The sequence below is a fragment of the Actinospica robiniae DSM 44927 genome (assembly GCF_000504285.1).
Classification (GTDB): Bacteria; Actinomycetota; Actinomycetes; order Streptomycetales; family Catenulisporaceae; genus Actinospica; species Actinospica robiniae.
This window is the reverse complement of sequence record NZ_KI632511.1, coordinates 2,175,036-2,197,912: the sequence shown is the minus strand read 5'-3', so window position 1 is coordinate 2,197,912 and position 22,877 is coordinate 2,175,036. Positions and strand designations below refer to the sequence as shown.

Here is a 22,877-nt window from a genome sequence, read left to right as displayed (position 1 = left end):
GGTCAAGCGGCGCCATGCAAGATCGAGCATGAGCGGAAACCACCGCCGCTTGACCTCCCGGCAGGTTCCTGATTGCCTCCGGGGACCGACCGAGGAGAGAACACACACCCGCAACCCCACCATCCCAAACAACAGCCCGCCCCGCCACGCCAGCACCCACGCGACCCCGGCATTCTCTCCGAGGGAAGGCCCACGCCGGAGGCGAGATCTTGAAACTCCAGCCCGCCCCGCCAACGCAACGGGTGGGTGGGTGGCCGGACAAAACGGGCGAAGCGAAGCGGCGAGCACCCATCACGACAAGCCACCACGACCCACCAACACCCAGCCGATCATCAACTCGCGGCGATGTGTCTGCGGATTGGTGGTCGGCGTCTCTTCGCTGCGATGCTCGCTGAAGCTGCACTAACCGTGCCACCCGACGAGCTTTCCGCCCCGGCTGACCGCACGTAGCCGCTGTTCTGTCCGCTTCCGGGCGGCCGCGTTGACGACGATCAGCAACGTGTCGTCTGCCTCCAGGCGCGTCATCCGGTCGGGCACGAAGCCGTGGCCGGATCGGACGATCAGCGCCAGGCCCGCCTCCTTCGGCAGCCGCAGTTCGAACAGCTCGACTCCGTGCAGCCGCGAGCCCTCCGGTATGCGCAACTGCAGCAGATCTGCGCGCAGGCCTTCGAGCGGCGCGGACTCGATCTCAAGTCGCTTGGCCTCGCCGACCGTGAACACCGCTAGCCGACGCGCCAGCGCCGGCAGCGTCGGTCCCTGCACCAGGGTGGACACGCCCACGATCAGGAACACGAGGTCGAAGACGCGCGCGGCGTCGGGCACTTTGGCGCTCATCGGAATCGTGGCCAGCACGATCGGCACCGCGCCGCGCAGGCCGGCGTAGGACAGGAAGATCTGCTCGCGCCACGGCACGCGCATGCCGAGTGTGCAGAGCGCCACAGCCAAAGGCCGGGCTACCACCGCGAGGATTCCGCCGATCAGGAGCGCCGGCCAGATCTGTGCGGGCAGGCGGGAGGGCGAGGCGAGGAGCCCGAGCATGACGAACAGGCCGATCTGGGCGAGCCACGCCATCCCCTCGGCGAAGCCACGGGTCGCTGCGCGGTGCGGCAGCCGCGCGTTGCCGAGCACGAGGGCCGAGACGTAGACCGCCAGGAACCCGCTCGCGTGCAGGCTCGCGGCAGTGCCGTAGCCCGCCACGATCAGCGCGAGCACCGCGACCGGGTACAGCCCGGAGGCCGGCAGAGCCACCCGGCGCAGGCCGGCGACCCCGGCCAGACCCACAACCAGACCGAGCGCAGCGCCCGCCGCGAACTGATAGCAGACCTCTGCGGCCACGAGGCCGGCCGAACCGGCCGAGGCGTGCAAGCCTCCCGCGCTGAGCAGCGTCACCGCGAGGACCGACGGCGGATCGTTCAGCCCCGACTCGCCTTCGAGGATTCCGGTCAATCTTGGCGGCAGCGGAAGCCTGCGCAGCACCGAGAAGACCGCCGCGGCGTCGGTCGGCGCGAGCACTGCGCCGAGCAGCAGGCCCTGGGACCAACTCATAGACAGCCAAAGGTGCGCCGCGACGGCGACCACCCCCGCGGTCACGGCCACCCCGGCCGTCGCCAGCGCGAGAGCGGGCGCGGCCCCAGCCCGGACCGTGGCCAGGTCCGCGGTCAGTCCGCCCTCGGCCAAGATCACGATCAGCGCGCACAAACCCAGCGTCTCGGCCAGCCCCGCGTCGTCGAAGCGGATGCCCGCCCCGGACTCGCCGAGTCCGAGCCCGAGCGCGAGGAAGACCAGGAGGCCGGGCAGGCCTACGCCGTGCGACGCTCGGGCCGCGGCGATCGCGGCGATCACGATTCCGGCGCCGGCTAGCAGAATCAGGTCAAGGTCGGCTGCGCGCACACTCAGCCCTACCGCGATCTCGCCGCATGTCGGCACCTTTCGTCCACGCCGTCGAGACGAGCGCACCGAACGCGCCGGCCTCAGCGTTCCCTTGAGCCTACCCGGTAATCGATCTTCAAGCCCCGAGATTGGAGGTGAACACTGCGCGAAGCAGGCTTTCCGCTGCGGACGGGTCGGTGGCGACGCCGGTTGTGCAGACCGCGGTGCCGGGCCGGGGGATGTGATACCAGTGCCCTGGCACGTCGATCAACAGCACGGCTGCGTCGAGGCGGTCAGGGCTCACACCGTGCTCGGCGGCGAGTGCCGTGGCGACGTCCCGGGTGAGGTTCCAAGCGAACCCTTCCGGGCCGTCTCGGTGTCGCGGCACAGCGGCTGACGACGTTGCCGGTCCGTGTTCGGCATCGAACAGGGCGAGTGCCGCGGCTCGCAGCACCGGGCTCGCTCGGAGCGCTTCGAAAGACGGCGGATCGTAGACGCTTTGCCGCTCGGCGATCCGTTCGCGCGCAAGTGTGCTCGGCTCGACGTCGGGAGGTATCGGCGCATGCACCCGGAACTCGGCATCCACCAGCCGGCGCCACCAGGCGAGCCACTGCGGACCAGCCTCCCGGCGGTCGGCATCCGGAAGCCCCGCCTCGTCACGCGACACCCGCTCGTCACGCGGCGGCGCGTCGGGGGAGGGCGGCACCGGTAGGTCGAAGCGGTCGCGAAGGTAGAGCGCGAAGCGGACCGACGACGAGTCAGCGTGCACACTCAGGCGCCACGACGGCGTGCCCAGTCGTTGCATGACTGCCTCCACTTTGTATCGACTGAGTGATACATTACTGGCATGGGTTCGCAGGGGACAAGCCTCTTCACGGCGCTGCTGTGGTTCCGTACCGCGCTCGCCGTGGTCTACGTGGGAGTACCGGCGCTGCTGGTGGGCGTATCCGTCTGGTGGGCCACCCGCCGCAGCCGGCGCGACGCCGCGGACGGGCTCGGCGCCGTGGCACGCCGGGCGCGGCACGGCCGGCTCACCGGCCTCGCCGCGGGAGCCGCGGCCGGAGTGGTCGCGATCTGGTACGCCGAAGGCCTTGTGGCACCGGCTCTCGTCGCCATCGGGTACCTCTTCGGCGTGCTGCGGGAGCTGCTGTCGGTGCCCGTGCCGAGCGGGCCGGTGCGGACCGCGCTCGTGGTCAGCCGGGAGTCCAACCGATACCTGCCGCGCTGGGCGGTGTGGGTCAGCGTCGTTACCGGCGTGCTCTGTATCCTGACGCCCCTTCTGTTCGCCGTGCTGCCCCGCGTGCACTACCTGCCGTGGAGTCCGGACGTCGCTGGGCAGCAGTTCACCATCCCAGGTGGTTCTCTCTCCTGGCCGGCGGCGGCGACGAGCGTTCCACTCGCCGCAGTCGCCGCATGCGGAATCGTGGCCGGAACCCTGCTGGCGCGTCGGATCACGCTGCTTCCCCCGCTCGCCGACGACCCGGTCGTGGACGAGCGCCTGCGCTGCCGCATCGGACGCGCCGGCGCGGGCGCCATGATCGGCATCGAACTGCTCGCCTTGGCCGCGCTGACGATCGCGGCCAGCGGTGGGCTCGCCGTGCCCGGAGTGAACGGCGGCGCCGCATATCTGGCGTCGCGGATCATGCTGTGGACCGGCCTGGGTCTGGCCGTCGCGGCCATCCTGGCCTGGAGCGTCCTCGGCGCCCGCCGCCTCGCCCGCGTCACCGCCGACGTGGCCGGCGGCGTGGTCGGCGCATGACCGCCGAGTCCGCGCCGATCCTCCGGCTGGACCTGTCCAGCCCGGTTCCGCCGTACGAACAGTTGCGGGAGCAGCTGGCCGGCCTGATCTCGACCGGCGTCCTCGCCGGCGGGACGCGGCTGCCCCCGGTGCGGCAGCTCGCCGCCGATCTCGGTCTGGCCGGCGGCACGATCGCGCGCGCCTACCGGGAGCTGGAGCAGGCCGGGCTGATCACCGGGCAGGGCCGGCGCGGAACCTTCGTCTGCGCGAAGACCGAGTCCGGCCAAGAGGAGCAGGCGCGCTATCAGGCCCTTTCCACGGCCGCCGACAACCTCGCCGCCACCGCCCGGCAACTCGGCCTCACCGACGACGCGGCCCTGGCCGCGCTCCGCACCGCGCTCGCCCAGCACTCGGTGTGACGCTCGTGACGCTCCAGCCGTGCCTTGTTCGCAGCCGAGCCGGATCCGTGATTGAGATCAGGCCCCTGTGAACCATGGTGTGCGGGCCGTCTTCGGTCTAGATTGAGTCCGTCTCATCATGGGGGAGTGGATTCGCGTGCCTGCCGACTTCGGGTCGGATGAGCGGCCCAAAGCATGGACATTCAGCGTGAGAGGCCGATGGGTCTTCCGCGGCGTGTTCGCGGTCTTGTTCGCCGCCGCCATCGTGCTCGGCTCCTTCGAGATGATCGCAGCGGATCGAAACGCCGCTCAGGCTACGGCCTTCGCGGCAGCTCCGTCCTGCGCGCCGGGCACGACACCTGTCGGCAACTGCATCGGGTGGGAACAGGAGACCGTCAGTAGTGTCGTCGTCGGTAAAGGCGGTTCCACCGATGTCCGGCTGGGTGCCGGGGGGCAGACTCTCTCGTACCTGCACTACAGCTGGGCCTCCGGCCTGACCGCGGGAGCGTCCGTCCGGGTGCTCGTGTGGAGGAATCAGGCTCAGGCGCTGCGTCAACCGGACGGTGAGATCCTCTACAGCGAAGATTCTGCACCGCTGGGCCGTTACGACGACATCGGCATCGCGCTGTTCCCGTTCGGCTTGGTGGCCATCCTGTACGCCCTCTTCGGCACTCTCGACATCTCTCCGCTTCGGGTCCGCCGGCCACGGTTGTGGTTGGCCCTCAGCGTGCTCGGCGGTTCGGCCGGGGCCGGGATGTGCACGGCCGGCGCGACGATCCAGGACGCGCGATCGTACGCGACGGGCATCACCCGGGGAGTGTTCGTCTTCGCCTTCGCCGCAGTCGGCGCGACCACGCTCGCGGCGTTCGCGCGGCGCGGTCCCCGGTGGCGCAGGGGCGCGTCCGCCCGCTGAATCCCGCGGTTTCCGAGGTTCGCCACCCCAGTCGCTTGCATCTACTCGGTGACACCGTATAGTGGTACTCGGTAGTACGGAGTACCGGCGGACCCAGGAGGAGCCGCGATGGAGGGACTGACGGAAATGCTCAAGGGCACGCTCGAAGGCTGCGTGCTGGAGATCATCGGCGGCGAGGAGACCTACGGCTACGCCATCACCCGCCGCCTGAACGGGCTCGGCTTCACCGACGTCGTGGAGGGGACGGTCTACACCATCCTGCTGCGGCTCGAGCGCAACGGCCTCGTCCAGGTGGCGAAGCGGGCCTCCGAGGTCGGCCCGCCGCGCAAGTTCTACACGCTCAACGACGCCGGGCGCGCGGAGCTCGCGACGTTCTGGGCGAAATGGCAGTACGTCTCCACACGTATCGACAGCCTCAAGGAGGGCGGCAGATGAACATCTGGGAGACCGTCACGGGCAGCGATCTCACCCGGGACTGGAAGGCTTTCGAAGCCCGGGCGCAGGCGCTGCCGCCCGACTATCAGGCGGCCTGGGCGCAGATCGTGGCCCACCTGATGCCCTACGGCGGCTTCACCGGCCGCAACCTGACCCCGATCGTCGACGCCGCGCTCGCGCTGCTCGAAGAGGCCTCGGCGGACGGCCAGGGCATCTCCGAGGTGCTCGGCGAGGACATCCCGGGCTTCTGCGCGGCGCTGGCCGGCGGAGAGGGCGCCCGGACCTATCGCGACCGCTGGCGCGAGCAGCTCAATCGCAACGTCGCCCGGAAACTGAGCCGGCTAGGAGACTGACGTGGGCATCCAAGAGATCATCGAGGGCAAGAAGCAGTGGCGGGCGCACGTGGCCCGGGTCAAGGCGCTTCCGCCGGACTACCGGATCGTCTACCACGAGATGCAGCGGTACCTGTTCAAGGTCGGTCCGGTCAGCCTGACCGGCGAGAGCCTGCTCCCCGGCATCGTCGACTTCTTCGAAGAGGGCGTCGCGGAGGGCAAGGGGGTCCTCGAACTCACCGGCGCCGACGTCGCAGCCTTCTGTGACGGCCTGATCAAGGACTCGCCGACCTATGCGGACCTCTATCAGAAGTCTGCCGAAGGCGGGTCCGCCGAGGACGAGGCCTGAGGCCGGCCGTCACGTCGCAGATTCCTGCGAGCCCCTGCATATCGATCGCATAACGATGACCAGGCGAGGTAGCGGATGCCGTACAGTTGACGACTGTCAGTGATCATATGGAGGGGGTTCCAGATGAGTGATACGAGCGTGCCCGGACCAGACGTCGACGGAGTCTATCTGGAGAAGACACTCCGTCACGAGCCGATGGAATTATCGCTCGACGACTCGGTCTCCTTCCGGGCGATCCTGCTGCTGTGGTTCCGCGCGTGGTTCGTCTCGTTCGTGTTCTTCATCGTCTTCGTGGTGCTCTGGATCCTCACCGGCGGCCCGCAGTCGATGTCGAACAGCTCGAGCAGCGCGATCGACGGCGGCTCGCCCGACTTCGGCCTGCTGGCCATCGGGTTCTTCGGGTCCGGCATCATCTTCTGGGTGCTGATCCTGTTCGCCAAGATCCAGGAGCCGATCGCGGAGTGGCGGGTGCTGCTGGTCGACCGCGGACAGTACGCAGACTCGGTCTACAGCAAGGTCAACGGCGTGCTGGCGCGGCGCTTCATGCCGATCCAGCCGCGGGAACGGCGCATCTACGCCGATCCGGCCTCCCGCTCGGTCAAGAACGTGCTGGAGCTCAAGGAGGGCCAGTACTCGGTGTACGTCACGGTCTTCCCGTACGGCAGCAGCCTGTACCTGGGCTGGAACATGTGGCGGCGCCGGTCGGGCGCCGCGATGATCTGGCGCATGGTCACCGACAGCATCGGCTCGATGCTGGGCGTGGTGGACGGCGTGCGGGTCATGCTGCGCACGGACCGCCCGCGGGCCATGCGCGAGGCCGTCCACGCGGCCTGCCGCGAAGGCGTCACCAGCGCTCGGCTGCACGAGGTCGTGGGGCCGGACTACGGCTTCCCGCGGGGGCTGCCGAAGATCGAGCCGTTCGCCGTCGCGGCTCCCGCGTCCGCCCCGGTTCCGTCGGCCCCCGCGTCCGCCCCGGTGCCGGCGGCTCCGCAGCCGGCGGCGCCCGCCGGTCCGCAGCCCGGCCCGTCGCGATGAGCCCGACCGCCGGCCCCGCCGTCCTGCTGGCCGGCGGGGCCGGCGGCTGGTGGGCCTGGTCCGGCCTGCGGCTCAAACCCGTGCTGGGGCTCACTTCCGCGCACAACTACCTGGACGTGTCGGCGCCGGAGCGCGAGGAGCGGCTGGCCCAGGCCGAGGGCGCGTGGCTGTCGGCGCAGTGGTCGCCGGAGGCCGGGACGGCCTTCGAGATCAGGTATCTGAGCCGGCCGCCCTCCGGCCGGCTGGAGTGCGCGGTGCTCACCCGGGCCGGCGGCCCGACCGCCGAGGCCGCGCGGGCGCGGGCCGGGCAGGCCGTGGCGCGGCTGGCCCAGCTGCCGCCGCACGTGCGCGGCGAGGAGATCGAGGCCGAGACCGAGATCCACAGCTGGATGGTGCCCTTCACCCCGGCGGCCCGGGGGCTGGTCGAGATCCGCAAACGGCTGACGTGGGCGCAGATCACCCGGACCGAGACCGGGCGCCGGGTCGGCCTGGCGTTCGGGGAGTTCGGGCCCGGCCGGTCCGACTGGGAGGAGCTGCTGCGCGCCCTCGCGCAGCTGCCGTACCGGGCGGCGCTGAGCATCTGCTTCGTGCCCTTCCCGATCGACCTGTCGTTCCGCAAGGCGGTGGCCGATCTCGCCGAGGAGTACGCGTACCTGGGTCGGCCGGGAAACGGCGACATCATCTTCAACGCGCCCGCACAGGCCGATCCGTTCGCGAAGGACGTCACCCCGCGCTACGCGCTGGAGCGCCAGCGGTACGTCGGCCCCTGCTACCGGGTGCGCGTCTCGCTCGCCGCCGAAGGGGAACTGCCCGACTACCTCGGCCAGTTCGCCGCCACGGCGATGGCACCCGGCGGCGGCGCCGTCGCGATGCGGCCGGTCGGGGAGGAGGGCAGGACCGCCGTCTCCAACCTCAACGCGCTCAACTCGGACTGGCTCGCGGCCACCTATGCCCAGGGCGTGCCGCCGACCGCCCTCGCGCCGGCCGAGCAGGTGCTCGCCGACCTCGTCGATCCCTTCCAGGCGCGCGCCGTGATGAGGATGCCGACCCACCGGGCCGGGCACGAAGAGCTTTTCGACCCCGTTCGCCAGTACTCTGAGACGCCGCAGCGCGCGACCGAGCCGTCGTTCCCGGATCCGGGCCTGGACAAGGACCGCTTCGGCTGAGTCCGACCGACACAGAGCGAACAGGAGTCCCGTGAATCGCATAGTCTTCACCGGCGGCAGTCCGGATGACGCGCCCGGGAGCGGGCCGGACGAGATGGAGGCGGCGGAGGCGCTGCGCGATCTCGCCGAGTGGATCGAGGAGAACGACGACGTCGAGGCCGTCGCCAGCGTGCGCACGCGCGAGCCGGGCCCCGGCGAGCTCGGCGGCGTCGCCGACGCGGTCGAGGTGCTCGCCGCGCTGACGCCGCTGGCGAAGGTCGTGGTGGACTGGCTCAAGGAGCGCCTCAAGAACGGGGTCGTCGACGTCACGGCCACGAAGGCCGACGGCTCGAGCCTGCATATCAAGGCCGCCGACGAGGCCGCGGCGCAGCGGCTGGTCCCGCGGTTGACGGAGTTCTTCCGGCCCGACGCGGGCGGCGGGGCGGCCGGGCCCGTGCGCAGCGAGCTCGCCGCTCCCGACGACGGCGCCGATGCCGGCTGATCGGCCCGAGTGGCGCGCCGTGCTGGTGGGCACGTCGCAGCACACCGGCGGCCTGCCGAACGTGGAACAGGCCGTCAACAACATCAATGATCTGGCAAGCACGTTGACCGGGCCGGACGGCGTCGTGGACGAGGGCGCCGTCCGCTGCGTCATCGATCCCCAGCAGGGCACGGCGGTTCTCGACGCGATCGCCGTCCAAGAGCCCTGCGACCGGTTGCTGTTCTACTACACCGGACACGGCATGGATCATGACGGGCGCCTCTACCTGGCGCTCACCGGGTCCATCGACCAGCGCGGCCACCGCGACCGCACCGGACTCGCCCTCGCCGACGTCCTGGCCCAGCTTCAGGCCGTCACGCACGGCAGGTCGCGGTGCCGGGTCGTGGTCATCCTCGACTGCTGCTTCGCCGGCCTGGCCATGCGCGAGCCGGCGGCGGCCGAGATGCACCTCCTGACGGCGGTCGGCCCCAAGAACAAGGCACTGGTCGAAGGCGAGCGACGGCACACGGTCTTCACCGGCGGGCTCCTGCGCCTCCTGCACGAAGGGATCCCGGAGGACCGTCGATCCCTGGAGTTGCACACGATCTATCAACGGCTCGTCGTGGAGCTGCGGCACGCGCCGGACGGTCGGCTCACGCCGCATCAGCGCACGGTGGACGAGAGCGGATGGATAGCGCTGGCGCCCAACCGTGCCCACGGCACCGGGCTCACCCCGGCCGGCCTGCGCAAGCGCGCGCGATACGCCCAGTTGCTCGGGAACTCCGGCCGGCCCGAGGAAGCGGCGGAGTCGTTCACGGGCATCGTCGCCGACGCCCGGCAGGCGGCCGGAGCCGATCCGGCCGACGTATTCGACTACGCATACACCGCCGCGAACTGGCTGAGCGTCGCGGGCCGACCGGACGAGGCGCGGCAGAGTCTTGAGATCCTGCTCTCGGGCGATCTCTCCGGCTGCCGCCCCGCCGACGTCAGCCAGGCGCGCTCGACGCTGCAGAGGCTGCGCGGCTAGCGCGCTGCTGCGGTGTGGATTGCACCGGCCGGTGCGCGTTGAACGGCGAAGCGGTGGCGGCATCGCCGCCGGAATCCGCTGACCGCCGAATATCTCGTACACAGAAATATTCTGACGACCCAGCAAATAGAGAATGCATCTCGCCGTGTGCACGTACTGGCGGAACACCGGCATATTCCCGGCCACCCCGCCATCGCCGCTGACCAGCGGAAGATGAGACGGCCCCCGGGTGGCGTAACTCAAGGGAAACACACATTCTCTTGCGTCGTTGCTAACCTCCGTTCCGAAGCCGAGCGGGCTGTTCAATGCCCCTCGTGAATGAGGAATGAAAGGGCGTCATCGATGAGCACACCCCTGGCCCCGCAGCGCAGGCGGCGCGCGGACCGGGCGCGGGAGATCGCCGACGTGCTGCGCCGGCAGATCTTGGACGGCGCGCTGCGCGAGGGGACGCTGCCGGTCGAGAACGCGCTGATCCAGGAGTTCGACACGACGCGCAACACCGTCCGCGAGGCGCTGGGGCTGCTCCGGGACGAGGGTCTGGTCGACCGGGTGCCGGGCATCGGCACGTTCGTGGTCTGCGAGAAGTACCCGCACGGTCTCAATACCCTGCTGGGGCTCGGCGAGACGCTGGTCGGGCACGGCCGGGTGAGCAACGAGATCCGCTCCGCCGGGTCCGTCGCGGCGCCGCCGGCCGTCGCGCGCCGGCTCGGCCTGGCGAAGCCGACGAAGGTCGTCTACCTCGAGCGGCTGCGCAGTCTCAACGGGTTGGTCCTCTCGCTGGACCTGACCTATCTGCACCCTGACGTCGGCGAGGCCGTGCTGGCCGAGGACCTGGCGGCCAACGACGTCTTCGTGCTCATCGAAGAACTCTGCGGCCAGCGGCTCGGCACGGCCGAGATCAGTCTCGAGGCCGTCAACGCCGATCCGCACTCGGCCGCGCTGCTCCAGCTCCCCGAGGGCGCGGCGCTGCTCATGGTCGAGCGCCTGACCCACCTCGAGGACGGCCGTCCGGTCGACCTGGAGTACATCCGCTTCCGCGGCGACCGGGTGCGGATGAACGGCCTGCTCTCCCGTCCGCACCTCACCTCCCCGGGGGAAGAAGACCCGTGCCGCTGATTGAGAACTCGCGCAGCGACGTCCCGGTGACGATCGACGCGTCCTTGTGCATCGAGGGCTGCAAGCTGTGCGTCGAGGTCTGCCCGCTCGACTCGCTGGCCATCGATCCCGAGACCGGCAAGGCGTTCATGCACGTCGACGAATGCTGGTACTGCGGTCCGTGCGCCGCCCGATGTCCCACCGGCGCGGTCACGGTCAACATGCCCTACCTGCTGCGTTGAAAGGTCGACGGTGCGTCTCACCCTCCGGTCCCTCCGGTCCAGAATAAAACCCCTGATAATCCCGCTGGCGCTCGTGCTCGCGGTGCCCTCGGCGGCTGCCGGCTGCAGCGGCGGCTCCGGCAACACGGTCACCGTGGTGATCGGCTACCAGCCGAACACCATCGACACGGTCAACGCCGGCACCCTGCTGCGCTCGCTCGGCTATTTCGAGCAGCAGCTCCACCAGCTCGGCCGCACGACCGGCAAGAAGTACACGGTCGACTGGGAGGCCTACGACACCGGAGCGCCGATCACGACCCAGATGATCGCCGGGAAGATCGACATCGGCTCGATGGGCGACTATCCCTTGCTCATCAACGGCGCCAAGGCCCAGACCGGTGCGTCCACGGCCACGACGATGATCGCGACGACCGGCTACAACCTGCGCGGCTCGCTCAACATGATCGTCGTCAAGCCCGGCTCGAGTGTGCAGTCGGTCGCGCAGTTGGCCGGGCGCAACGTGTCGACGAGCGTGGGCTCCGCCGCGGACGGCACCCTCGTCCAGGCGCTGCGGCAGGCCGGGCTCGATCCCGCGAACGCGGTGCACGTGGTCAACCAGCAGCCCTCGGTCGGCTCCTCGGCTTTGCAGGCCGGCAGCGTCGCGGCGCTATCGCAGTTCATCGCGTGGCCCGGACAGCTCGTCTTTTCCGGACAGGCACAGGTGCTCTACGACGGCGGCGCGCTGAACGTGCCGACGCTGCACGGCGTCGTCGTGCGCAACGCGTTCGCGAAGAGCCATTCCGACATCGTCGAGGCCTTTCTGCGCGCCGAGATCCAGGCGACCCAGTACATCTGGAATCACCCGTTGCAGGCCGCGCAGAGTGTGGCCTCCGCGACCGGTCTGGCGCCCGAGGTCGTCTACCTCTACAACGGCCCCGACGGCATCGCGACCTTCGATCCGACGCTCAAGCCGCAGCTGACCTCTGCGATGCGCCAGGACGTGCCGTTCCTCAGCTCCATCGGAGTGCTGAACTCGATCAACCTGAACTCGTTCATCGACAGCAGCTACGTGCAGAAGGCCTACGGGACGGGGTACGCGGCGCAACTGTCCTCCACCACGAATCCGAGCACGATCACCGGGACAGACTCGGCGTGCGGCATCCCGGTGACGGATCAGGCGACAGCCGGCGAGGTCTGGCTGCAGGGCGAGGACTCCACCCACCCGGCCGCGACGCCGACCTGCCTGCTGCGCTTCATCCGCACCGCCCAGGCCGAGGGCCAGAAGGTGCGGGCGGCGTACGTTCCGGACGCGCAGATCGGCACCCGCTGGTTCGCCGAGGACGATATCTGGGTCCTGGATCCCTCAGCCGCGGCCAACGACCGGTACCTGCCGTTCACGACCCGTTCCGCCGCCGCGAGCTACGTGAGCGCGCACCCCGGCACGTCCATCGTCAGCTACACCGACGCGGTCGCGCTGGCCTGATACCGCCGACGAGGAGACGGTTTCGATGACCACTGCATCACCCGAACTCGACTGGGCTCCGGCGGCGAGCGATCCGCTGCCCGAGCACCGCGTCCGCAGCCGCTACGGCCGCCCGGCACGCTGGGGCGTGCGCATCGCCTCGCTGGTGACGGCCGTACTGCTCTGGCAGCTGCTGACCACGCACCAGGCGTCCGTCTGGATCCGCTTCGGCAACCTGCCCTCGGCCACGGCGGTCGCCTCGGAGTTCTGGCGGCAGCTGCATACCGGGCAGTACTACCAGGACCTCGGCGCGAGCCTGCTGCGCATCGTCCTCGGCTTCTGCATCGCCGGCGTCCTCGGCGTTGCGGCGGGCGTGGCGGTGGCCCGCTCCCGGGTGGCCGAGGACCTGCTCAAGCCGATCCTCGAAGTCGTCCGGCCGATCCCGGCGATCGCGCTGGTTCCAGTGGCGATCCTGGCTTTTCCCAGCAACGAGCAGGGCATGGTCGCCATCACGACCACGGCGGCCTTCTTCCCGATCTTCGTCTCCACCCGCCACGCCGTCAGGGCTCTGCCGGTCACGGTCGAGGAAGCAGTGCGGACGCTCGGCGCCGGAAGGTACACCGTGCTGCGCCGCGTCGTACTGCCGGGCGCGCTGCCCGGAATCTTCGGCGGGCTCTCGGTCGGCATGGGTGTCGCATGGATCTGCGTCGTGTCCGCGGAGATGATCTCGGGCCAATACGGGGTCGGATACCGCACCTGGGAGGCCTACACAGTGATCGACTATCCCGGCGTGGTCGTCGGCATGTTGACCATCGGGCTGCTCGGCGGCATCACCTCGGGAGCAGTCGAGCTCGCCGGACGCCGGGCGACCCGATGGCTGCCGCGCGAGGAAGGAGCACAGCGGTGAGCGCGACGCTGAGCGGCCCGGCCGCACTCGCCGACGGCCGCGACACCGCGGGCCGCGGCTCGCACATCCGCTTTGAGCGCCTCAGCCTCGGCTACGGCCGACGCACGGTCCTGGCCGATGTCGACCTCGAGGCCGCGCCCGGAGAGATCCTCGTCGTGGTCGGACCGTCGGGTTGCGGCAAGTCGACGCTGCTGCGCGGCGTCGCGGGCCTGCTGCCGGTCGGCGGCGGCCGGATCACCGTGGACGGCAGCCCTGTCACCGGCCCCGGCCCGGATCGCGCCATGATCTTCCAAGAGGATGCGTTGCTGCCGTGGCTCGACGTGCGGCGCAACATCGAATTCCCCCTCACGGTGAAGGGGCATTCGCGACTCGAGCGCGACGAGCAGGCACGAAGCTGGATCGAGCAGGTCGGCCTCGCAGGCTTCGAAAGCCACCTGCCCCGCCAGCTGTCCGGCGGCATGCGGCAACGGGTCCAGCTGGCCCGCGCGCTGATCGGCGGCCCGCCGACGGTGCTGATGGACGAACCCTTCGGCGCTCTCGATCCCGCGACCCGCGCCGCGATGCGCCGCCTGCTCGTCACGGTGTGGCAGGAGTCTTCGCCGACCGTCCTGTTCGTCACGCACGACGTGGACGAGGCCCTCGCCCTCGGCGATCGGATCGTCGTGCTCGGCCGGCGCGGCGTACGCGACCTGGTCCGAGTGCCGAGCCCGCGCGTCGAGGACGTCGCGCGTGAGCAGGCCCGCGAGCAGATCCTTGACGCACTCGAGCCGGAGAAACCATGACGAGCCACCTCACGACCCCGTCGATCGATGATCGCACCCGTCTGGAGTGCGATGTGCTGGTGATCGGCGGCGGCACCGCGGGAACCATGGCCGCGCTCAGCGCTGCCGACGAGGGCGCACGTGTCCTGATTCTCGAGAAGGCGCACGTGCGCCACTCCGGTGCCCTTGCCATGGGCATGGACGGGGTGAACAACGCCGTCATCCCCGGCAAGGCCGACCCGGACACGTACGTCGCCGACGTCACCCGCGCCAACGACGGCATCGTCAACCAGCGCACGGTGCGCCAGACCGCCATCCGCGGTTTCGAGATGGTGCAACGCCTTGAGCGCTACGGCGTGAAGTTCGAGAAGGACGAATACGGCGAGTACGCCGTGCGCAAGGTGCACCGCTCCGGCAGCTACGTCCTTCCCATGCCGGAGGGCAAGGATGTCAAGAAGGTGCTTTACCGGGTGCTGCGCGAACGCTCGATGCGCGAGCTGATCCGGATCGAGAACCGGGTCATGCCGGTGCGGGTGCTCACCGCGGAAGGCCGCGCGCTCGGTGCCGCCGGGTTCGACACTCGGACCGGCGCCTTCGTGACCGTGTCGGCAGGCGCCGTGATCTTGGCGACCGGCGCGAGCGGTCGGCTCGGTCTGCCGGCCAGCGGCTATCTGTACGGCACTTACGAGAATCCGACGAACGCCGGCGACGGCCATTCCATGGCGTACCACGCGGGCGCGGAGCTCAGCGGCATCGAGTGCTTCCAGATCAATCCCCTGATCAAGGACTACAACGGCCCGGCCTGCGCGTACGTGGCCAACCCGTTCGGCGGCTACCAGGTCAACAGCCGCGGCGAGCGCTTCGTGGACTGCGACTACTGGTCCGGCCGGATGATGGCGGAGGTCGCCCGGGAGATCGAGTCCGCGCGCGGGCCGGTCTACCTGAAGGTCAGCCATCTGCCGGAGAGCACGATCGAAGCACTCGAAGGCATCCTGCACACGACCGAGCGGCCCACCCGCGGCACCTTCCACGCCAACCGCGGGCACGACTACCGGACCCACGACATCGAGATGCACATCTCCGAGATCGGCCTGTGCGGCGGCCACTCGGGATCAGGGGTCTGGGTCGACGAGAACGCGGCCACGACGGTGCCCGGCCTTTACGCGGCGGGCGACCTGGCCTGCGTCCCGCACAATTACATGATCGGCGCGTTCGTCTTCGGCGACCTCGCCGGCCAGCATGCCGCGCACCTGGTCCGTTCCGCCGGCCCTGTGCCCGCGGAACTGCCGGAGGAGCAGGTCGCCGCCGCCCACGAGCTGATCTACCGACCGTTGCGCAACCCCGATGGTCCGCCGCAGCCGCAGGTCGAGTACAAGCTGCGCCGCTTCGTGAACGACTACGTCGCGCCGCCCAAGACCGGCCGCAAGCTGGGGATCGCGGTCGAGACCTTCGAGCGGATGGCCGACGAGGTCGCCTCGATGGGCGCCCGCACCCCGCACGAGCTCATGCGCTGCGCCGAGGTCGGGTTCATCCTGGACTGCGCGATGATGGCGGCGCAGTCCTCGCTCGTGCGTACGGAGAGCCGCTGGGGCCTCTACCACGAGCGCGCGGACATCCCTGAGCAGGACGACGCCGAGTGGCTCGACCACCTCAACCTGCGCAAGGACCCTGATGGCCGGATGGAGTTCCTCCGACGTCCGGTGGCCGCCTACCTCGTGCCGGTCGAAGAGTACGAGCCACAGCCGGACCGGCCGGTCCGTGTCCTCGGGCCGATCGTTTCAGGACTCGACGTTGCCCGCGCGGGAAGCGCTGCGGGGACGCCGGTACAGGCGGTTCGGCTCGAGGAGAGCGTCGGGCGCGACGCGCCCGCCCTGCCGAGCGGTGCGCGCATCCTGGCTCTGCTGGCCCTCGCCGAGGAGGAGGCCGGATCTGGGCAGTTGGCCGGCTACCTCGCCGACCCCGCGCCGGAAGTGCGCCGAGCCGTCATCAGTGTGCTTACCGAGACCGTGCCACCGGAGGCCGGCCGGCTGCTGACGACGCTACTCGGCGATGAGGACAGCTCCGTCCGGCGCGCTGCCGCAGCCGGCCTGACGGAACTGGTCGAGGTGCTGACTCCCTCGCCCGATCTCGTCAGTGCCCTTACTGACTCGCTCCGTCTTCCGGACCCGTACGTCAGAGCCGTGGTCGTCGACGTCCTGCGGGCGCTGCGCATGGGCGACCGCGCGTTGTTCGCTGCGGCGTTGCGCGACGAGCAGGCACGAGTCCGGGCTGCGGCTGTGCACGCGCTGGTCTCACTCGACGAACACGAGGCGCTGGCCGCGGCGATCACGGACCCTGACCGCGACGTCCGAATAGCAGCCGCCAAGGGAATCGGCACGATCGGCCACCCCGCTTCGGCAGAACCGTTGGCCCGCCTCGCGCGCGACCCGGACTACTTGGTGCGTGCGGCCGCCCTGGAGTCCGCGTCGAGTCTGGTCACGGACCCTGAGCTCGCCACCGCGGCGGTCGCGGCCGCCGAGGACGAGGCGTGGCAAGTGCGTAAGGGGGCTGCCATGGCTTTGGGCGGCGCGGCGTCCGGCTCCGAGTTCGACTCAGCGGCAACTGACGCGCTGGCCTCGCTGCTCCGGGACGAGCACGCCGACGTGCGTAAAGCGGCAGTCATAGCCCTGACACCCCGAGCGGGCCGCGCCGACGTGGACCAGGCGCTGGCCAAGGCAGCGGACGACTCGGACGCCGACGTGCGCGCCTACGTGCGTCGCGTGATCTCTCCGGCGTGAGAAAGGCGCCCTCGACCCCGCTGCAGCGGCAGGGTCGAGGGCGCGATTCAGAGAGTTGAATCAGGGCTCTCAGCTACAGGTGATGTTGGTCGGCACCGCGTCATTGCTCGTATACGTGCCGTTGAGGCCGACCTCGACCGAGGCGCCAGGGGCGATCGTCCCGTCGTAAGACGCGTTGGTCACCGTGACCGCGGCGCCCGATTGCGCGTACGTGCCCGCCCACATGCTGGTGATCTTCGTGTCGCCGGGGTAGGTCCAGGTCAGCTTCCAGCTGTTGAGCGGGCTGTTGCCGGTGTCTGTCACGATGACGTTGGCCTGCATGGACCCGTTGGAGCTGTTGTTGAGCGTGTAGGCCACGGTGCAGGACGGCGGGACCGGCGCGGCGCCGTTCACGGCCACGGAGAACGAGTTGGTGGCCAGCCCGGCCCCGCCCTGCCAGATCTCGAAGCCGGCCTCGATGTCGATGAGGTAGCAGGAGCTGGACAGGTAGCCGCGGCTGACCGCGTCCTGGGCCAGCGGCGCGAAGTCGAGCCCGCTGACCGAGGTGGCCGGAGTGGTCATGGTGTACGAGACCGTGTTACCGAACCACTGGCTGCCCTCCCAGACGTTGTAGCTCCGGCCGCCGACGCTGACGCCCGTCGCCACCTGGGTGCCGTACGGCTGGACCGGGCCGTTGTGGTTGAGCCAGACCATCAGCTCGGTGCAGTTGGGCTGGCCGTTCGTGGTCGCGGTGTGGTTGAACCAGACGTCGTAGGCGACGTCGTAGTCGTTGCTGCCCCCGGGCTGCGTGGTGGACCAGCTCGAGGTGACCTTGCCGGTCGTCAGGCTCGAGACCTGGACCGGAGTGGAGGTCAGCCCGCCCGAGGTGCAGACACCGAAGTGGCAGCCCTGATAGATGGACGGGTAGGCGCCGGGCGCGCCGTTCGTCGCGTTGGCGATTGCCGAGCTGCCGACGGTGAAGTCGGCGTTGCCGTCGGTGGTGATGCACTCGGCGGCGCCCGACCCCCACTCGTCGTTCTGCACGTTGTAGACACCGCTGACCGCAGGCGCGGACTGCTCCTGGCACAGCTGCGTGGTGGCCGCCTGGGCGCTGGTGGCCAGGGTGAGGGACCCCAGCCCTAAGAGCACTGAGATCACGATGCTGGTAGCGCGAGAGAATCTTGCCACGGATAGCCTCCTTCGCGGCCTGCGGCGAGCCGCCTGCCCGTCACGCTAAGCACGGCCACCCGGCTTGTCACAGATACCTGCGAAAAGGCCGCAGTGAGCCCGCTTTCGGGCAGCTCACCGCAGTGGCGCCGGGGGCTGCGGGTGAAAGCTTCAGGCGTCGAAGCGGCGTCGGATGCCTCAAGATGTCGACCATGGAGAATTCCAACGTACCCGCCGCGCCGGACCAGCAGATCGCGGCCAGGAGGAGAATGCTGACGCGAGCTTTGGACGACTGCGTGTACCATCCGACGCCGGCCGCTCTGGAGACCCTGCAGACGCTGCTACGCGAGGAGAGCATTCCGGCTCCGGACGACGAGACTCCGCTGATCATCGGAGTGATGAGATGCGCAGCTCCTGCGGTGTTGCGCATGCTCATCGAGCTGGGCACGGACCCGGACCAGTGCCGAACCGACGGGACGCCCGCGATCATCATTGCCGCCCGCCTGGGCGATCATGCTGCGGTCGACGTGCTTCTGCAGGCCGGCGCCGACGTGGATGCGTCGGACACGCAGGGGCGCACCGCGCTTATGCACGCGGTCGAGCGCGGTCAGAGCCGGACCGTCGGAGTTCTGCTTCACGCCGGCGCGGCGATCGACGCGGTGAGCGCCGACGGCATGACGGCGCTCGAGCTGGCCCGCGGATGGCAGCGGCAGAGAATGGAGTTCATGTTGGGCCGGAATCGAGCCGGCCTGGACAACGTGCCGATCAATCGCACCGCGCTGCGTCTCACTGCCACGGCCGTCCGTATGACCTGTGATCCCCGGATGTTCAAGGTGTTGGCGAGCGTCATCGACATCGCGATGGACGACCTCGGCGAGCGCGAATGGAGCACGCGAACGGGCATTGAGGGGCAGGCGGCGCTCGCCTTCGCGGAGAGGCTGCGCGAGGGAGGCAGCCCGGCTAGCACGGCATCGTGGCACGAGCTCGATGCGACTTCGGAGGAGGTGGGCTGCGCACGAGCTGCCCTCGTCGAACTCGCGTACGGCACCACGCGGACGATGCCGGAAGGCTTCAGCAGGCTGCAGATCGTCGACCTGCTCGAGGAACTGAACCGTGAGTTGAAGCGGTAGCCGAGCCTGCCCGGACCGGTTGCGCACGCCGGACGCCGCCATCAATTGGTCCAGACCTATTGACCCGCTCTCCCGGTGATGAGCAAACTGACTCGGGGGTCCACGGGAGGCCTTTGCGGCGGGAGGTCCTGAATGCGCTTCGGTTTACTGGGAACGGTCTTCGTCCACGACGACGTCGTGGAACGGCGGATCTCCTCCCTGCGGCAGCGCACCTTGCTGGCGGCGCTGCTGCTTGAACCGAACCGGGTCGCCTCGCTCTCCCGCCTCGCCGACCTCGTCTGGAACACAGACCCGCCGGCTTGCGCCGACACCACCCTGCACAGCTACGCGATGCGGCTTCGGCGCGCGCTCGGACCGGCCGCCGCAGCCAGGATCCTCACCCGGTCGCCGGGCTACCTCGCCGTCGTGCACGACGCGGAGCTCGACGTGGCGCAGTTCGAGGGGTTCCGGACCGCCGCGCGTCGGCATTCCGAGGCAGGAGCCTGGGACCAGGCCCGTGCCAGTTGCGTGGCCGCGCTCGCGCTGTGGCGGGGCGACCCGCTCGCCGACCTCGATCCGCCGGCCGCGTGGAGCGAGGAGATCCACCGCCTGCAGGAGGCGCGGCTGCAGACCGTCGAGGCGCGCATCGAAGCCGATCTCCAGCTCGGCGCGCACGCCGCCGTCGTCACCGATCTCGCCGGCCTCATGGCCGAGCATCCGTTCCGCGAGACCCCGGCCACACAGATGATGCTGGCGCTCTACCGGACCGGCCGGCAGAGCGAGGCCCTGGCCGTCTACCAGCGCGTACGCGCGTTGCTCAGCAGCGAGATCGGGGTCGAGCCCGGTCCGGCTCTGCGGAATCTGCACGAGCGCATACTCGACGCCGATCCGAGCCTCGAACACCGCGGCCGCGCCGCGCCGATCGCCGTCACCTCAGCCCCGGCCCCGACCGCATCGGCCGCCCCCGCCGCGCCCTCGAAGCCTGATGTCCACGACGAGCAGTACACGGCTCCAGCCCAGCTGCCCGCCGCGACCGCCGACTTCTCCGGCCGCGAGGACGACGCCCGGCTGATCGCGAAACTGCTGGACCCGGACGACGAGGCGCCGCGGATCCTCGTGGTCACCGGCCCCGGCGGTGTCGGCAAGACGGCGCTCGCCGTCCACGTCGCGAACCGGCTGCGTTCCCGGTTCCCCGACGGCCAGCTGTTCGCCTCGATGGCCGGTGTCGCGGCTGACGCGGTGTCACCGGCGGACGTTCAGCGGGGCTTCCTCGCCGCCCTCGGGACGCGGACCGAAGCCCAGCCCGCCGACGCGGCCCACCTGACCGGCGCGTACCGGTCGGCCACGAGCGGGCGCAGGCTGCTGATCCTGCTCGACGACGTCAGCGACTCGAAGGACGTGCGCGACCTGGTGCCCACAGGCCCCGGCTCGGCGGTCGTGGTGACCAGCCGCACGTCGCTGGCGGGCATCGACGGCGCCACGACGGTCGAACTCGAGGGCCTGACCGAGGCCGAGAGCCGCCAGTTGCTGGCGCGGCTGGCCGGCGAGGCGCGGGTGGCGGCCGAGCCCGAGGCCGTCGACGCCGTCGCGCGCGCCTGCGCCGGACTGCCGCTCGCGGTCCGGATCGTCGGAACCAGGCTCGCCGCCCGGCCGGCCTGGCCGATCCGGCACCTGGCGGACCGCCTGGCCGACGAGCGCGGCCGGCTCGACGCGCTGGCCTCCGGCGATCTCGACGTCCGGGCCTGCTTCGAAGTCGGCTTCGAGCAGCTCGAGGCCGCGGCAGTCTCCGCGCCGGTCTCCGCGCTCGACCCGGCGACCGCGCTGTGCCTGCTGAGTCTGTGGTCTGGCACGGACCTCTCGCTTCCCGCCGCAGCCGCCCTGCTCGGCCGCCGGCCGGCCGAGACAGAGTGCGTACTCGAACGGCTGGTCGATCGGCACATGGTGGAATCGCCCGCAGCCGGCCGGTATCGGCTGCACGATCTGCTGCGGGTCTTCGCCGCCGAGCAGGCTCAAGCGCGCCTCGACGAGCAGGTCCGCGGCGACGCCGTCGAGCGGGTCGTCGCCTGGTACGCGCACGCCGTGTACACGGCGGACCTCGTCGCGACCCCGCAGCGCCGGCGCATGGCCGCCGAAGCCGCACCGTCGCCGCCGGACGTCGGCTTCGAGCGGGTCGTCGCCTGGTACGCGCACGCCGTGTACACGGCGGACCTCGTCGCGACCCCGCAGCGCCGGCGCATGGCCGCCGAAGCCGCACCGTTGCCGCCGGACGTCGGCTTCGAGTCCCGCTCGGACGCCCTCGCCTGGGTCGACTTCGAGCACCTCAACGTGTGCGCCGCGGCATCCCACGCGCTCGCGATCGGCGCGTTCGCACACGCCTGGCGGATAGCCGTCGCGGCCTGGGGTCCGATGTCCGTGCGCCGCCGCTGGGAGCCGCTGCTCGGCGTACACCGCCACGGTCTGACCGCAGCGCGCGCGGCGGCGGACCGGCTGGCCGAGGCCTGGGTGCTCAACGGCATCGGCACCGCCTACATCGAGATGCAGAAGCTCGGGGAGGCCGAAGATGTGCTGTGCCAAGCCCTGGTGCTCCGCCAGTCGATCGACGACCCGGCCGGCGAGGCACTGACGCTCAACAACCTCGGCGTCCTGGCTTATCGCCGCGAGGACATGACCGAGGCGGTGGGGTTCCTCGAGCGTTCCCTCGCGCTCCAGGTCCGCGTCGGCGACCTGCCCGGTCAGGCGATGACGCTGAGCAATCTGGGCCAGATCGTCCCGCTCGCCGGCCGCCCCGACAAGGCGCTGGGCTACCTGACCGCGGCGATGGCGATCCGCATCGAGGTCGGCGACGTGCGCGGGACCGGCATGACCGCGCACGGCATCGGCGCCGAATACCTGCGGGGAAACCAGGCTGCTGAGGCAGTGTCCTGGTTCGAGCAGGGACTGGCGAAGTCCTTGGAGGCGGACGACTTCCATACGCAGGCGCTGATCCGCCTCGACCTCGGCCGCGCCCTGATCGCCTCCGACCGGGGCCCGGCGGCGCGCGCCCACCTCGAAGAAGCCTGCCGGCTCTTCCACATGCTCGGCGACGAGCACATCGATGAGGCGGAGACGCTCTTGCACGACTGCTGACGGCAAGGTCCGAGTTACAGCAGCTCGCGCTCGATCGACCGCAAAGCCAAGGTCTCGCGCCGATTCCAGCGCGCTGCGTGCGCGCCACGCTCCCGCTGAATCGCCTCGTTCAAGCGGATCGCATCCGCGACATCGACCCAGACCGGCGCGAGTTCGAGGTCTCGTTCATACTGCTCAAGGTTCTGCTGCCCGAACCTGTCGTCGACCTCGCAGCGCACGTAGCGCGAGACCATGCGAAACACGGCGGCTTGAGCTTCGACCGTGGCTGAATACTCGACGATCTCGCCGAACGGCTCGAGGATGGCAGTGACGTTTGCCCCGCACTCCTCCAACATCTCGCGGCGCAACGCATCGTCGTCGCTCTCGCCGGTTTCCACCCCGCCACCAGGGAACTTGTAGTCGGCATTGTGCGGCGAGTGCAGCAGGAGCAGCTCGCGGCCACGCAGGACGATGGCGCGCACGGCGGTGCGCTCGACGACGCCGGCGGCCAGGTCAAGGCCCTCCGCGTGGTGGATCTCTCCGAGTAGGCGCGACATCCAGCCGAGTCTAGA

The 22,877-nt window shown here is 70.2% G+C and carries 22 protein-coding genes; 18 read left to right on the top strand and 4 right to left on the bottom strand.

Annotated features, from left to right (window positions below; genetic code table 11):
* Nucleotides 1-402 precede the first annotated feature (402 nt).
* Nucleotides 403-1,926 (bottom strand): potassium/proton antiporter, encoded by a 1,524-nt coding sequence (locus ACTRO_RS09245; protein WP_245594331.1) that lies wholly within the window; start codon nucleotides 1,924-1,926, stop codon nucleotides 403-405.
* A gap of 79 nt (nucleotides 1,927-2,005) precedes the next feature.
* A complete protein-coding gene (locus ACTRO_RS09240) occupies nucleotides 2,006-2,674 on the bottom strand; it encodes a hypothetical protein (protein WP_034262761.1) in 669 nt (222 codons plus the stop codon).
* 42 nt (nucleotides 2,675-2,716) lie between these two features.
* Between ACTRO_RS09240 and ACTRO_RS09235 the strand changes: the two genes are divergently transcribed.
* From ACTRO_RS09235 to ACTRO_RS09160, 16 genes are all read left to right on the top strand, one after another.
* Nucleotides 2,717-3,628 carry a hypothetical protein gene (locus tag ACTRO_RS09235; RefSeq protein WP_034262760.1) on the top strand — a complete coding sequence of 304 codons (912 nt, stop codon included), beginning with the start codon at nucleotides 2,717-2,719 and terminating at the stop codon, nucleotides 3,626-3,628.
* Entirely contained in the window at nucleotides 3,625-4,026 is a 402-nt protein-coding gene (locus ACTRO_RS09230) for a GntR family transcriptional regulator (protein ID WP_157436006.1), read from the top strand. The genes ACTRO_RS09235 and ACTRO_RS09230 overlap by 4 nt, the downstream gene beginning before the upstream one ends.
* Before the next feature lie 226 nt (nucleotides 4,027-4,252).
* A complete protein-coding gene (locus tag ACTRO_RS09225) occupies nucleotides 4,253-4,918 on the top strand; it encodes a hypothetical protein (protein ID WP_157436003.1) in 666 nt (221 codons plus the stop codon).
* Nucleotides 4,919-5,026: 108 nt separating this feature from the next.
* Nucleotides 5,027-5,353 (top strand): PadR family transcriptional regulator, encoded by a 327-nt coding sequence (locus ACTRO_RS09220; protein WP_034262756.1) that lies wholly within the window; start codon nucleotides 5,027-5,029, stop codon nucleotides 5,351-5,353.
* The gene (locus tag ACTRO_RS09215; RefSeq protein WP_034262754.1) at nucleotides 5,350-5,706 is read left to right on the top strand and encodes a DUF1048 domain-containing protein; all 357 of its coding nucleotides are present in this window, start codon (nucleotides 5,350-5,352) and stop codon (nucleotides 5,704-5,706) included. The genes ACTRO_RS09220 and ACTRO_RS09215 overlap by 4 nt, the downstream gene beginning before the upstream one ends.
* Nucleotide 5,707: 1 nt before the next feature.
* Nucleotides 5,708-6,034 carry a DUF1048 domain-containing protein gene (locus ACTRO_RS09210; protein ID WP_034262753.1) on the top strand — a complete coding sequence of 109 codons (327 nt, stop codon included), beginning with the start codon at nucleotides 5,708-5,710 and terminating at the stop codon, nucleotides 6,032-6,034.
* Between the two features lie 123 nt (nucleotides 6,035-6,157).
* Nucleotides 6,158-7,069, top strand: a complete 912-nt coding sequence (locus ACTRO_RS48800) for a hypothetical protein (protein WP_211244169.1) — start codon at nucleotides 6,158-6,160, stop codon at nucleotides 7,067-7,069.
* Entirely contained in the window at nucleotides 7,066-8,235 is a 1,170-nt protein-coding gene (locus ACTRO_RS09200; RefSeq protein WP_034262751.1) for a hypothetical protein, read from the top strand. Before ACTRO_RS48800 ends, ACTRO_RS09200 begins: the two co-directional genes overlap by 4 nt.
* Before the next feature lie 31 nt (nucleotides 8,236-8,266).
* Nucleotides 8,267-8,716: an effector-associated constant component EACC1 gene (locus ACTRO_RS09195; protein ID WP_034262749.1), complete on the top strand. Its 450-nt coding sequence runs from the start codon at nucleotides 8,267-8,269 to the stop codon at nucleotides 8,714-8,716.
* On the top strand, nucleotides 8,706-9,722 hold the full coding sequence (locus tag ACTRO_RS09190; protein WP_034262747.1) for a caspase, EACC1-associated type: 1,017 nt from the start codon (nucleotides 8,706-8,708) through the stop codon (nucleotides 9,720-9,722). Before ACTRO_RS09195 ends, ACTRO_RS09190 begins: the two co-directional genes overlap by 11 nt.
* A 318-nt stretch (nucleotides 9,723-10,040) precedes the next feature.
* Complete coding sequence (locus ACTRO_RS09185) at nucleotides 10,041-10,838, top strand: GntR family transcriptional regulator (protein WP_051450556.1); 798 nt, start codon at nucleotides 10,041-10,043, stop codon at nucleotides 10,836-10,838.
* A complete protein-coding gene (locus tag ACTRO_RS09180; protein ID WP_034262743.1) occupies nucleotides 10,829-11,059 on the top strand; it encodes a 4Fe-4S dicluster domain-containing protein in 231 nt (76 codons plus the stop codon). The genes ACTRO_RS09185 and ACTRO_RS09180 overlap by 10 nt, the downstream gene beginning before the upstream one ends.
* A 73-nt stretch (nucleotides 11,060-11,132) precedes the next feature.
* Nucleotides 11,133-12,521, top strand: coding sequence for an ABC transporter substrate-binding protein (locus ACTRO_RS09175; RefSeq protein ID WP_245594330.1), 1,389 nt, complete (start codon nucleotides 11,133-11,135; stop codon nucleotides 12,519-12,521).
* 25 nt (nucleotides 12,522-12,546) lie between these two features.
* Nucleotides 12,547-13,407, top strand: a complete 861-nt coding sequence (locus tag ACTRO_RS09170) for an ABC transporter permease (RefSeq protein WP_084316112.1) — start codon at nucleotides 12,547-12,549, stop codon at nucleotides 13,405-13,407.
* Nucleotides 13,404-14,189, top strand: coding sequence for an ABC transporter ATP-binding protein (locus tag ACTRO_RS09165; protein WP_245594329.1), 786 nt, complete (start codon nucleotides 13,404-13,406; stop codon nucleotides 14,187-14,189). Before ACTRO_RS09170 ends, ACTRO_RS09165 begins: the two co-directional genes overlap by 4 nt.
* Nucleotides 14,186-16,945, top strand: a complete 2,760-nt coding sequence (locus tag ACTRO_RS09160) for a fumarate reductase/succinate dehydrogenase flavoprotein subunit (protein ID WP_034262742.1) — start codon at nucleotides 14,186-14,188, stop codon at nucleotides 16,943-16,945. Before ACTRO_RS09165 ends, ACTRO_RS09160 begins: the two co-directional genes overlap by 4 nt.
* Nucleotides 16,946-17,014: 69 nt before the next feature.
* Here the strand turns inward: ACTRO_RS09160 and ACTRO_RS09155 are convergent, their stop codons facing one another.
* Nucleotides 17,015-18,112 (bottom strand): GH12 family glycosyl hydrolase domain-containing protein, encoded by a 1,098-nt coding sequence (locus ACTRO_RS09155; RefSeq protein WP_034262741.1) that lies wholly within the window; start codon nucleotides 18,110-18,112, stop codon nucleotides 17,015-17,017.
* Nucleotides 18,113-18,303: 191 nt separating this feature from the next.
* Here ACTRO_RS09155 and ACTRO_RS43080 point away from each other — a divergent pair, with 191 nt between their 5' ends.
* Together ACTRO_RS43080 and ACTRO_RS09145 are read left to right on the top strand one after the other, a co-directional pair.
* Nucleotides 18,304-19,221, top strand: a complete 918-nt coding sequence (locus ACTRO_RS43080; RefSeq protein ID WP_169739859.1) for an ankyrin repeat domain-containing protein — start codon at nucleotides 18,304-18,306, stop codon at nucleotides 19,219-19,221.
* A 132-nt stretch (nucleotides 19,222-19,353) separates the two neighbouring features.
* A complete protein-coding gene (locus tag ACTRO_RS09145; protein WP_034262739.1) occupies nucleotides 19,354-22,326 on the top strand; it encodes an AfsR/SARP family transcriptional regulator in 2,973 nt (990 codons plus the stop codon).
* A 14-nt stretch (nucleotides 22,327-22,340) separates the two neighbouring features.
* Here ACTRO_RS09145 and ACTRO_RS09140 read toward each other — a convergent pair whose 3' ends face one another.
* Entirely contained in the window at nucleotides 22,341-22,862 is a 522-nt protein-coding gene (locus ACTRO_RS09140) for an NUDIX domain-containing protein (protein WP_034262736.1), read from the bottom strand.
* Nucleotides 22,863-22,877 lie beyond the last annotated feature (15 nt).